Source organism: Acetobacter zythi (assembly GCF_963921165.1).
Lineage (GTDB): Bacteria > Pseudomonadota > Alphaproteobacteria > Acetobacterales > Acetobacteraceae > Acetobacter.
On sequence record NZ_CAWUEO010000001.1, the window covers coordinates 301,271 to 313,635 of the forward strand.

9 protein-coding genes are annotated in these 12,365 nt (G+C 60.3%); 4 read left to right on the top strand and 5 right to left on the bottom strand.

The genetic code is table 11. The features are described 5' to 3' along the window. Positions 1–6: 6 nt before the first annotated feature. Complete coding sequence (locus AABE20_RS01550) at positions 7–726, bottom strand: JAB domain-containing protein (protein ID WP_338331515.1); 720 nt, start codon at positions 724–726, stop codon at positions 7–9. After that, on the bottom strand, positions 723–1,463 hold the full coding sequence (locus AABE20_RS01555) for a JAB domain-containing protein (RefSeq protein WP_338331516.1): 741 nt from the start codon (positions 1,461–1,463) through the stop codon (positions 723–725). Before AABE20_RS01555 ends, AABE20_RS01550 begins: the two co-directional genes overlap by 4 nt. Before the next feature lie 45 nt (positions 1,464–1,508). On the opposite strand from AABE20_RS01555, the gene AABE20_RS01560 reads away from it, so the two are divergent. The 4 genes from AABE20_RS01560 to AABE20_RS01575 all read left to right on the top strand — a co-directional run bounded on the left by AABE20_RS01560 (position 1,509) and on the right by AABE20_RS01575 (position 7,642). Beyond that, on the top strand, positions 1,509–3,734 hold the full coding sequence (locus AABE20_RS01560; protein WP_338331517.1) for an ATP-dependent helicase: 2,226 nt from the start codon (positions 1,509–1,511) through the stop codon (positions 3,732–3,734). Beyond that, a complete protein-coding gene (locus tag AABE20_RS01565; protein ID WP_338331518.1) occupies positions 3,734–4,648 on the top strand; it encodes a 50S ribosomal protein L11 methyltransferase in 915 nt (304 codons plus the stop codon). Before AABE20_RS01560 ends, AABE20_RS01565 begins: the two co-directional genes overlap by 1 nt. A gap of 82 nt (positions 4,649–4,730) precedes the next feature. Beyond that, on the top strand, positions 4,731–6,512 hold the full coding sequence (locus AABE20_RS01570) for an aminopeptidase P family protein (protein WP_338331519.1): 1,782 nt from the start codon (positions 4,731–4,733) through the stop codon (positions 6,510–6,512). 98 nt (positions 6,513–6,610) lie between these two features. Continuing rightward, positions 6,611–7,642 (top strand): isocitrate/isopropylmalate dehydrogenase family protein, encoded by a 1,032-nt coding sequence (locus tag AABE20_RS01575; RefSeq protein WP_338331520.1) that lies wholly within the window; start codon positions 6,611–6,613, stop codon positions 7,640–7,642. Positions 7,643–7,720: 78 nt separating this feature from the next. Here AABE20_RS01575 and AABE20_RS01580 read toward each other — a convergent pair whose 3' ends face one another. The 3 genes from AABE20_RS01580 to AABE20_RS01590 form a co-directional block, all read right to left on the bottom strand. Beyond that, complete coding sequence (locus AABE20_RS01580; RefSeq protein ID WP_338331521.1) at positions 7,721–9,640, bottom strand: FUSC family protein; 1,920 nt, start codon at positions 9,638–9,640, stop codon at positions 7,721–7,723. A gap of 115 nt (positions 9,641–9,755) precedes the next feature. Beyond that, positions 9,756–10,661, bottom strand: coding sequence for a LysR family transcriptional regulator (locus AABE20_RS01585; protein ID WP_338331522.1), 906 nt, complete (start codon positions 10,659–10,661; stop codon positions 9,756–9,758). A gap of 120 nt (positions 10,662–10,781) precedes the next feature. Next, a complete protein-coding gene (locus tag AABE20_RS01590; RefSeq protein ID WP_338331523.1) occupies positions 10,782–12,329 on the bottom strand; it encodes a peptide chain release factor 3 in 1,548 nt (515 codons plus the stop codon). Positions 12,330–12,365: the final 36 nt, after the last annotated feature.

Sequence of the window (12,365 nt, forward strand, 5' to 3'; positions counted from 1 at the left end):
CGCAGGCTACAGTAAGCCCGCCTCCTTCATGCTCAGGACCCGCTCCTTGCCCACAATCAGGTGGTCCGCCACATGCAGGCCCACAATACGGGCTGCGGCCATGATCTGGCCGGTCATGCTCACATCCTCAGCCGAGGGCGTGGCATCTCCGCTGGGGTGGTTATGCACCAGTACAAAGCTACCCGCGCGCAGGGCCAGCGCACGGCGCACAATCTCACGCGGGTAAACCGGGGCGTGGTCCACCGTGCCACGGCCCATAACCTCATCCGCCACAAGCCGGTTTGCCGCGTCCAGAAACAGCACACGCATCTGCTCGGTTTTTTCCCGCGCCATAAGGGCTAACAGATAGGCGTTCAGAGCCGGACGTTCGCACAGCACACGCCCCCGCATTAACCGGGCACGATGCAGGCGAAAAGCACTCTCCCGCGCGAGAATCAGCAACACACGCACGGCTTCTGGCTGTTGGCGTACACTCCCCTCCTGCAGGCTTGCCGCCAGCAGAACAGCGGACAGGGTTCCATATTCCGCCACAAGGGCAACCGCCTGCTCTTTGGCAGTAGCGCCGGCCATGCCCGCAGCCCCAAGTAAGGCCGCAAGGCAGTGCTGGTCATCCACCCCCACCGGCTCCGGCCCTGCCACGGGCTGGAGCGGGACCAGCCCGTCCTGCGGTGCAATAAAAAAAGCCGCGCCATCGGCAACGCCGGGCCGAGGTGGGGGGCGGCTCACCAATCTGGCGCCATCTGGCGTGCGCTGGCCCATAGCTCCGGCCCGACCACCAGATGGTCATGCACACTAACAGCGAGCAAAGGGGCGGCCTTGCGCAAGGCCGCAACAAAGGGCGCACTGCTCTGGAGAAGGGCCTGCACGTCCTGCCCCTGTTGGGCCAGAAACACGGTTACAACCGCGCAGGACTGCACCTCCAGCGCACGTTGCAAAATATGGCGCACGTCTTCTGCTGGCGCATGCATGGGCCAAGCCAGTTGTTCGTCCACCAGCAGGGTATTGCGGCTGTCCAGCAGCAGCATACGCATTTGCGGGCGTTCCTCCGCCTGCAAGGCCGTGTTGCAATACTGCACAAGACTATCCCAATCGCCCAGATAGGCCCGCCCGCTACTTCCATCATGGACCAGACATGCCGCCACATGGGGCAATTGCGTGCACAGTGCGGAGGCGCCGAGCGGCATGCCCGCACCGTGCAACACATCGGACGCGGATTCGAGCACGGCGGAAAAAGACCCAAACTGGTTGATCAGGCTTTTGGCCAACGGTTTTGTATCGCGCCGGGGCACGGCGTAGAACAGCAGCATTTCCAGCAGTTCGTAATCCGCCAGTGCGCCCGCACCATGGGCCAGCACCCTTTGGCGCATACGCTTGCGGTGCCCCGCAGGCCCGGTAGAGGCAAAAACCGCATCTCCCTCCTGTGCGGAAGGTTTGCGATCTGGCGGCATCTTTGTTTTCGCCATCCTATTGCTCCGATTGGCCTAAGGCGGACATCACTATATAAGGGAATGGTGACCACATTCGAGCCCCCTTCTCATCCCGCTTCCCATGCTGCTCCCCAAAGCGGCTCCTCCTACCTTGCGCGCCTTAATCCGGAGCAACGCGCGGCCATTGAAACAACAGATGGCCCGCTACTGGTTCTGGCTGGCGCAGGTACGGGCAAAACCCGTGTGCTGACCACACGTTTTGCCCATATCCTGCTGACCGAACGCGCCAGGCCGTGGCAGATTCTGGCGGTAACCTTTACCAACAAAGCCGCGCGGGAAATGCGCGAGCGTGTGGCCACACTTCTTGGCGCCCCTGCCGAAGGGCTGTGGCTTGGCACCTTCCATGCCCTGTGCGCACGCATGCTCCGCCGCCATGCCGAATACGTGGGATTGACCCAGAACTTTACCATTTTAGATACGGACGACCAGTTACGCCTGCTCAAACAGGTTATGGAACCGTGGCAGATAGACACCAAACGCTGGCCCGCACCCGGCCTGCTCGGGGTTATCCAACGCTGGAAAGACCGGGGGTTAACACCTGCGCGCGTGACCCCTTCGGAAGATACAGATTTTGCAAACAACCACGCCCGCGCCATTTACGAAGCGTATCAGGCCCGTCTGATACAACTGAACGCCTGCGACTTTGGCGACCTGATGCTGCATGTGACCGAAATCCTGCGCACCCGGCCCGATGTGCTGGCCCAGTACCACCGCCTGTTCCGCTACATTCTGGTCGATGAGTATCAGGACACCAACACCGTGCAGTATCTGTGGCTGCGACTGCTGGCCAAACAGGCGGATGGCACGGCCAATATCTGCTGCGTGGGGGATGATGACCAGTCCATCTACTCATGGCGCGGAGCGGAAGTTGAAAACATTCTGCGGTTTGAAAAAGATTTTCCCGGTGCCCAGATTGTCCGGCTGGAGCGTAACTACCGCTCGACCCGCCATATTCTGGGAGCCGCAGCCGGGCTGATCGCCCATAATGGAGAACGGCTGGGCAAAACCCTGCGCTCCGGGCGGGATGACCCCTCCGATGGGGAAAAAGTGCTGGTCACCGGCGTATGGGATTCAGATGCCGAGGCCCGCAGCGTGTGCGACATGGCGGAAAAGCTGCACCACAAGGGCCAGTCCTTGGCGGAAATGGCCATTCTGGTCCGCGCGGGTTTTCAAACCCGCGCGTTTGAGGAACGGCTTGTGCAGACCGGCCTGCCGTACCGCATTGTGGGCGGTGTGCGCTTTTACGAGCGGGCGGAAATCCGCGATGCGCTGGCCTATATGCGCGTGGTCAGCCAACCTGCGGATGATCTGGCGTTTGAGCGGATCATTAACGTGCCCAAACGCGGCGTTGGCCCTGCCAGTGTGCAAAAACTGCGCGAAGCCGCCCGCTTTGCCGGAACGCCGGTAAGCGTTGCAACCGAGACCCTGCTCGGCACCGGCCAGCTCAAGGGCAAAATGGCCGACCAGCTCCGTACACTGATCAACGCCCTGAACACCACGCGCGACATTCTGGGGCGCGAAGGCCATGTTCTGGCGGTTGAACACCTGCTGGAAGAAAGTGGTTATCTGGAAATGTGGCGGCTGGACCGCTCGCCCGAAGCCCCCGGACGGCTGGAAAACCTGAAAGAACTGGTACGCGCACTGGCAGATTTTGGCACGCTGGGTGAGTTTTTGGAGCATGTCTCCCTTGTGATGGAGACAGACGAAAAAGCACAGGACGCCAAACTGTCGATCATGACGCTCCATGGCGCCAAGGGTCTGGAGTTTGATACGGTATTCCTGCCCGGCTGGGAGGAAGGTGTTTTTCCCTCCCAGCGCACGCTGGATGAAGGCGGGCTAAAGGGACTGGAGGAGGAGCGCAGGCTGGCCTATGTGGGCATTACCCGCGCCCGCAAACAGGCCCTGATCTACCATGCCGGAAGCAGGCGCATTTACGCCAACTGGCAGCCTTCCATGCCAAGCCGCTTTCTGGACGAACTGCCAGAGGAGCATATTGCCCGCAAAAACGAAGGGGGGGCCGCCCGCCGCGGCCTGTTTGCCGAAGAAAGCCTGTTTGACAACGGCCCCGTTATTGCCCGGCGCAAACGCCCCCCCGAGGCCGAGCCAGCCTTTGCCCTTGGCCAGCAGGTCCGCCACCCCCGCTTTGGCGTGGGTATCGTTATTGCGGCGGACCGCAACCATCTGGAAATCGCGTTTGAAGACGCGGGAACAAAACGACTTCTTTCCTCCTTTATCGAGAAATTATAATGGCCCCTCCGACCCGCCGCCACGCAACCAATCTGGAAACCATTTCCGTTACCGTGCCAGAAGCGGCCGTGGAATCGTATGAAAACGCAATAGGCAGCGTTTGCACGACCGTTGGTATTTTTGAAGCCAACCCCGAAGGCACCCAATGGCGGGTTGAAGGCGTAAAAGACACAGGCCACATGGAGGACGAACTGGCACTCGCCCTTATGCTGGCCGAGCTGACCAGTGGCGTGTCCGCCCCCCTCGAACGCGCAGCAACCGAGGCCGAAGGCTGGCTTGCCCGCACGTATGAGGCTTTTCCCGAGCAACAGGTTGGCAAGCGCTTTGTGGTGCGTGGCACCCACCTGCCTGATGCCACCGAGGCCACCCGTATTGTACTTACGCTGGATGCAGGCGTGGCTTTTGGCTCGGGCGAGCATGGGTCCACCCGTGGGTGCCTGCGTGCGCTGGAGCGCATAGCCCACCGCCGCCCACGCCGTATTCTGGACCTTGGGTGTGGCACGGGTATTCTGGCCATGGCTGCCGCCGCCCTTTTGCACCAGAAGGTGCTGGCGGTGGATATTGAGCCATGGTCTGTCCGTGTTTCCGCCCAGAACGCGCAGCGCAACAGGCTGAACCGGGCACTGACCTGCCGACTGGGCAATGGCTGGCAGACCCCCGCCATCCGCAAAAACGCACCGTATGATCTGGTGTTCGCCAATATTCTGGCCCGCCCGCTGTGCCTTATGGCCAAGGATCTGGCGCAGGCGCTAGCCCCCGGTGGCACGGTTATTCTGGCTGGCCTGCTGCAAACGCAGGTGCGCATGGTGCTGGCCGCCCACCGCAGGCAGGGGCTGGTGCTTGAGCAGGTCCTGACCGAAGGAGACTGGGCAACCCTTATCCTGCGCCGCCCGGCTGGTTATTTTTCAGCCTGAAATAATGTGCGGCATGGTTTTTGCAGGCTTGCCCAAGCCTGCATCTGCCTGAGTATCCCCCACCATTTTGCGGAGTAGTACCTTGGCCTCCTTATCCATGAGCAGACTGACCGCCCTTCGTACCCTGTTGCGCCAGAACGGGCTGGACGGGTTGATTATTCCGCATGGTGATGAGTTTTTGGGCGAATACACGCCCGCCTGCGCCCAAAGGCTGGCATGGATCAGTGGCTTTACCGGCAGTGCGGGCACCGCCATTGTGCTGGCGGACAAAGCGGCTGTTTTTTCCGATGGCCGCTACATTACGCAAATGGACCAGCAGGTGGATGGCGCATGCTGGGAGCGTGTGCATGGTGGGCAGGTTCCCCCGGCCACATGGTTGGGCAGCAACACCCACCCCGGCGCCTGCATTGGCTACGACCCCCGCATTATGAGCGCCGCCGAACTGGCCCCGTACCTGCAACAGGACCAGCTTTGCCTAACCCCCACGCCCCATAATCTGGTGGACAGCCTGTGGCTGGACCGCCCCGCCCTGCCCGCTGGCCCCGCTTTTGTGCATCCGTTGCAGTATGCGGGGGAAAGTGCTGCCAGCAAGCGCACCCGCATTGCCCATGACCTGCACGCACTGGGGCAGGATGCGGCGATCATAAGCGATTCCGCCTCCATTGCCTGGCTGCTCAACATCCGTGGGGCGGATATTCCCTGCACACCCGTGGTGCTGGCCTTTGCCATTCTCCATACGGATACGAGCGTTGACCTGATTATTCCGCCAGACAAAATTCCGGCCGATGTGCGCACGTGGCTGGGTGCGGATGTGCGTGTGCATGCGCCCGCTGCGCTGGAGCAGGTTCTGGCCACACTGGCAGGCCGCACCGTGGGCGTGGACCCGGCAAGCAATGCCGTGTGGTTTACGCAGGTGCTGGGCCAGCACAATGCAACCGTTGCCCCCACACCAGACCCATGCCTGCTGCCCAAAGCCTGTAAAAACGATGTGGAACAGCAGGGCATGCGCGCAGCCCACCTACGCGATGGCGTGGCCCTATGCCGCTTTTTGCACTGGATGGAAACCCACGCCACCACCACAACCGAACTGGACGCCGCCAGACAACTGACCGCCTTCCGGCGTGAGGCGGCGGATTATGTGGAGGACTCGTTTACGGCCATTTCGGGGGCTGGGCCTAACGGCGCGATTATCCATTACAGCGTGACCGAGCAGAGCAACCGCGCCATAGCCCCCGATGAGGTGTACCTGATTGACAGTGGCGGCCAGTACCCCGATGGCACAACCGATGTCACCCGCACCCTCTGGAGCGGCCCAAACGTAGCCCCCGCGCCACTCAAGGCCGCTTTTACCCGTGTGCTCAAAGGCAACCTGCGGCTTGGCCATGCGCGTTTTCCCACCGGCACCAAAGGCCATGCGCTGGACGCGCTCGCACGGTACGACCTGTGGCAGGCCGGGCTGGATTTTGACCACGGGACTGGCCACGGCGTTGGCAGCTTTCTTTCCGTGCATGAAGGGCCGGTCCGTATTTCCAAGGCCACATCCACCATTGCGTTGCAGGCGGGTATGGTCCTGTCCAACGAGCCGGGTTTTTACCTGCCCGGTGCTTACGGTATCCGGCTGGAAACCCTTGTTCTGGTCCGCCCCGCCACGCAGGCAGACTCCACGCGCGCCTTTTTGGAGTTTGAAACCCTGACTCTGGCCCCCTTTGACCGGCGTCTGATAGACCCGGCCCTTCTGGGGGAAGCAGATACCGCCCTGCTGGATAGCTACCATGCAGAAATCTTGCAGCAGATTGGCCCACATCTGCCCGCAGATGCCCAAAAATGGCTGCAAATGGCCTGTGCGCCTCTCAATAAGGCGTGATAGCAGGCGTTTGCCACCAATGGTCACGTAAATGGGAATCGCCTGTGTGCGCAAAGAAGCGCAGAACAGGCACCGAAGTTGAAAGGGAGCTTCTCAGAATGACAGCACATAGCAAGACCATTCCCGCCACACTTATTCCCGGTGATGGCATTGGCCCTGAAATTGTTGAATCGGTTATAGAAATTCTGGACGCGGTTGAGGCCCCGTTTGTATGGGACCGTCAGCTGGCCGGCATGGCTGGTGTAGATGCGGTTAACGACCCACTGCCCAAGCAGACCATTGAGAGCATCCGCCGTACGGGCCTTGCCCTTAAAGGCCCGCTGACCACACCTGTTGGGGGTGGCTTCAAGTCCATCAATGTGACGCTCCGGCAGGAATTCGGCCTGTTCGCCAACCTGCGCCCCACCAAGACCATTGTGCCCGGTGGCCGGTTTGATGACATTGACCTCGTTCTCTTCCGTGAGAACCTGGAAGGCTACTATGCCGCCATGGAGCATTACATTCCCGTGGGTGAAGACCCCAAGGGTATTGCTCTGAGCTCCGGCTTTACCTCCCGCGCGGAATGCCGCCGGATTGTCAAATACGCCTTTGATTATGCCGTGAAGAACAACCGCAAGACGGTTACGATCGTGCATAAGGCCAACATTCTTAAGCTGCTGACCGGGCTTTTCCTTGAGGAAGGCCGTAAGGTTGCTGAAGAATACAAAGGCCGCATCGCCTTTAACGAACGGATTGTAGACGCCTGCGCCATGCAGCTCGTCATCAACCCATGGCAGTTTGACGTGGTTGTCACCACCAACCTGTTCGGCGACATTCTGTCCGACCTGACCGCTGGTCTGGTGGGTGGTCTGGGCATGGCGCCGGGTGCAAACATTGGCGAAAAAGCCGCCGTGTTTGAAGCCGTTCATGGCTCCGCCCCCGACATTGCAGGCAAAGGCATTGCCAACCCGCTGGCCCTGCTGCTGGCTGCGGTTATGATGCTGCGCCACGTTGGCCATGACAAACAGGCTGACCGGATTGACGCCGCGATCAAAAAAGTGATCACCGAAGGGGGTGTTCGCACCAAGGATCTGGGCGGCAACGCCACATCCAAGGAACTGACGGCAGCCCTCAAGCAGGGTCTGGCCTAAGTTACAGGGCATTCTTCCGCCACCGGCCCGCCCGGTTGCGGAGAATGACCACAAGGGGGTGCTCTGGCATCCCCTTTTTTATGGCAGGTCCACAGGCTGGGCACAGGCCAGCAGCCGGAGGCTGACCAGTGCGTGCTCAAAAATTTCCTGCTGGGGTGGAGGCATCTGCGCCACCTGCCGGTCGAGCCAGCGCGCGGTTACAGCGGCTTGGCGGGTCACTACCGCGCCATCATCATGCTCCCAATGCCGCAAAAACGCCCGGAGCGCCTGTTGCACAGCATGCGGCGTGGTCGGCGCCAAAGCCAGTTCGCGCAGCAGAATAACATGCATACCACTGACCATGCCCGAGAACTGCTGGCGGGCAAACGCATTACGCTGCGGGAGCGCAATACCCTGCGCGTTGCGTACAATCCGCACCAGACTGTCCGCATTGCCTGACAACCACTGATAGACCGATACCCGATTGTTGGTGGACGCCAGCTCCTGCAACTGCCTGCTGGTCCAGCGCGCCGTACGCAGCATGTGGGAGTCCGGCCGGAAAGGCAGAACCGTACGGTATGTCCACCCGGCGACCAGCACCGCCCCCAAAAATGCGAGTGATGTATTGAGAAAAGAGACCTCGTCATACCGTCCCTGATTGTTCGGCCCCATAAGGACCGGCAGGAACATATTGAACGAAAAAGCATAACCCGCCGTAGCCGGGTTGCGTGCGGCAAGTCCGCCTATGACCATAGGCACCATAAGCAGCAGGACCAGCACCTCTGGCGTGCTGAGTGCGGGCAGAACCAGCGTTACATACACCCCCGCCACCAGCACACACCACACCGCCCCCCGAAAAAACGGCGCCGAGGCCACAACCGGGTTCTCCCGCGTGGCAAGCAGACCATACACAAGGGCCAGAAGCGACATAAAAGTAGGCCCCGCAGGCCATGCCGTTACCTCCCACAACAGCCAGCCAACCAGAATACCCGCACACGCCCGCACGCCGTTTTCCACCGCTTCCAGCGTATGCCTGCGCGAGCGGATACGAAACCGGAAGCGGTCGCCTCGCCTGTGGGTCAGGCAGGCATCCACATGCTGTTCAATTATCCGCTCATCCTTGCGGATGGATGGCGGCACTTTTTGCGCTGGCAAAAGCTTAAGGGTTGCCAGCCCTTCCGCCCGCGCCAGCAGAACCAGCAACCCCGCCAGCGCCGCGCGGGCATGGTCGGCCATGTGGCCATATCCACCAGCCTCCAGCGCATCGTACTCAATACGGCTCCCTGCGGTTGTGAGTTCGCTCAACAGCGGGCTTTGGTCCAGCTCCGTTGTCGTGTGGCCTTCCACCAGACAGGCCACACGCTTGCGCACCAGCCGTTGGGCATCATCCAGCCGCGTTTTCAGCCGCGCGCGCGCACGGGCCTGCAAGCCGGGCATAAACAAAAGAGCCAGCAGCGCCTCGCACACAACACCCAGTACAATATATGTGCCGCGCGACATGGCGATGTCGAACACCTGATCGGGCTGCATAATAGCCCCGGTGGCGACAATGGCGGAGGTAAACCCTGTCAGCACCAGCCCGTAGGCTTTGTACCCTTCCAAAAAGGTAGCCATGCCGCAGCACAGACCAATCCAGCAGGCCAGTACACCAAAAAACAGGGCAGGACTTTGTGGAAAAGCCGCAATAAGCCCCACAGCAACACAGCACCCCAGAACCGTACCCGCAATGCGCCACCGTGCCTTGGACAAACTCTCCCCGCGGGAGGACTGGGCAACCACCCACACGGTAAGTGGTGCCCACTGGGGGCTGTCCAGCTCCATGGCCATGGCGATAACAAGCGACAACCCCGCAGCAAGGGCCGAGCGCACGGCAAAGGCCACATCCCCCCACGATGGCGCGACAAGCCACTTCAGCTTGCCAGCCCATTGTGTGGCGAGCGCCTGCCACGCGGCGGACAGATATTCGCCCCTCCACCGATGGGCGTCTGACACGCGTGCATCTGAGTCCATATTGCTCATGGTGTGTTGCACTCAACCAGCCGGAAAAAACGCACGATGTTCAGCTCGTTCGTATAAGTCCAAGCGTTTGTTCTGATCACATCATAAGCAAAACTTATAATGAACCCGCATTACACTAAGCGGTATAAATATCATCCAGTTCCAGACTGGTGGAAACATGCCACAACCGGGTCAGTAACGCTGTGGAATTAGGCTGGTTCAGCCGCAGCACCCCTACCTCTGGTGCGGGGGACGGGTCCAGCCTGCGGATCTGCAACGGCCCCATAAAACCCATGCGCTCAGGCAGGGCGGACACAGGCATAATACCGGCAACCTTGCCCGCCATAATTTCCACATGCAGCAGTTCCAGCACATTGGTCTCAAGCATCACGCGCGGGGTAACCCCTGCCTGCGCAAAACAGGCATCAACCAGTTGCCTGCTCCGCATATTGCGGTTGAGCAGGCCCAACGGAAGTGCTGCCGCCTGCTCCCACCCACAGTGCCGTCCAGCGGGCAATGGAATGGATGGGGCTGCAATAAGCACATACTGCTCGGCATACAGGCGCTGGACCTCAAACGGCCCGTCCTTGGGAACCTGATCCAGATACATCAGGCCCAGTTGAATACGCTGCTCCCTAAGCTGGTGCAGGATTTCAGCATTTGGGTAAACGGTTACCTCAACCTGCAAGGCCGGTACGGCACTGCGGAAATGCTCCAGCAGCAACGGCACAACCTGCACCCCCTGCGGCATAACACCAATGGAGACAAACCCACCGGCCACATCCTGCGCAAAGGCGGCCTCCTGCCGCAGGCTGTCCAGATCAGCCAGCGTCTGGCGTGCCCAGATCAGCACACGCTGGCCTTCTTCCGTCAGCCCAAAAAACCGGCGGTTGCGGTTGATAATGGTAATACCCAGCTCGTTTTCCAACTGCCGGATTGCGGAGGAAAGCGCAGGCTGGGACACACCACACGCCTGTGCCGCGCGTGAAAAATGGCGGTGCTGGTCCAGAGCGATCAGGTAGCTGAGTTGGCGCAAAAACACCTGTGCGATGCCCCCTTACCCAAAATAACGGAGCAGCCCGCAACCCTGCCCCATTTGCACGCACCAGCCGCCACCGCACTGGTGCTGCACCCATGCGGCAAACGACCTGGCACGAGCGCCTTAGCCGATTTCAATCCCGATCTGTTTGATATCGTGGAACTTGATGTCCGGGTTCTGTTCCTCTGTCCGGCGCATCATAAAGTTTGATGTCGCCAGAAACACCGGGTCATCATCCAGATCATCCGCCATGGCCGAACGGTTGGAGGCGGCAAATGCCTCAATTTTATCCCGCGAGCCGGTTATCCAGCGCGCAAGGGAGAAAGGTGTGGAATCAAACCCGATGCCAACGCCATATTCTGCCCGCAAACGGGCCTGCAACACATCAAGCTGGAGCGTACCCACCACACCCACAATGGGAGGGGAGCCATCCTGAGGGCGGAATAGCTGAACCACGCCCTCCTCCGCCAGTTGTACCAGTGCCTGCTTGAGCTTTTTGGCCTTCATGGCGTCATCCAACCGGACACGACGCAAAATTTCGGGCGCAAAATACGGCACGCCGGTAAACTGGATATCTTCACCCTCGGTCAGCGTATCGCCAATACGCAGGGTGCCGTGGTTGGGAATACCCACCACATCGCCTGCAAATGCCTCTTCGGCCAGATGGCGGTCCTGCGCAAAAAAGAACTGGGGCGTGTGCACAGCAAAACTTTTGCCCGTACGGGTGTGTTTAAGCCGCATACCGCGCGTAAGGCGGCCAGAGCAGATGCGCGCAAAGGCAATACGGTCGCGGTGGTTGGGGTCCATGTTGGCCTGAATTTTGAACACCAGCGCCGTCATGCCCGGCTCGTCCGCCGTAACCGTGCGGTTTTCGGCAGCCTGCGCACGGGGGGACGGGCCAAAGGCCACCAGCGCGTCCAAAAGGTCGGTCACGCCTATTTCCTTGATCGCACTCCCAAAAAAGACCGGGGTCAGATGGCCTGCATCAAAGGATTCGCGGTCAAACTCCGGCAGGGCGGCCTCCGCCAGTTCCAGCTCCTCGCGCATGTGTACAAGCCGGTCGTCATCTTCAGCCAGCGGGGTTAGCGTGTTCAGCTTACCATTAAGCAGGTCATACGTGCCCACAAAGGTTGCTGCACGGCCAACCGGCCAGGTAGCGGGGCATGTGTCCAGTGCGAGGGAGGATGCAATTTCGTCCAGCAGGGCAAAGGGGTCCTGTGCCTCGCGGTCCATCTTGTTGATGAAGGTAACAATGGGAATATCGCGCAGGCGGCAGATTTCGAACAGCTTGCGTGTCCGGTCTTCTATGCCTTTGGCGGCGTCAATCACCATAACCGCCGAGTCCACTGCGGTCAGGGTTCGGTAGGTATCTTCCGAAAAGTCTTCATGGCCCGGTGTGTCGAGCAGGTTGAACACACACCCGCCGTAGTCAAACGTCATGACAGAACTGACAACAGAAATCCCGCGATCGCGCTCGATGGCCATCCAGTCAGACCGTGTACGGCGGCGTTCGCCCTTGGCCCGCACGTTACCCGCCAGCTGAATGGCACCACCGGCACGCAGGATGCGCTCGGTCAGTGTGGTTTTACCGGCATCCGGGTGCGAGATGATCGCAAACGTACGACGGCGGGCAATTTCCTTACCCAGTTCAGGACTGGCGGTATCAGACATAAATCAGTTCCGGAGCTTCTGGCATGAATAAAAACG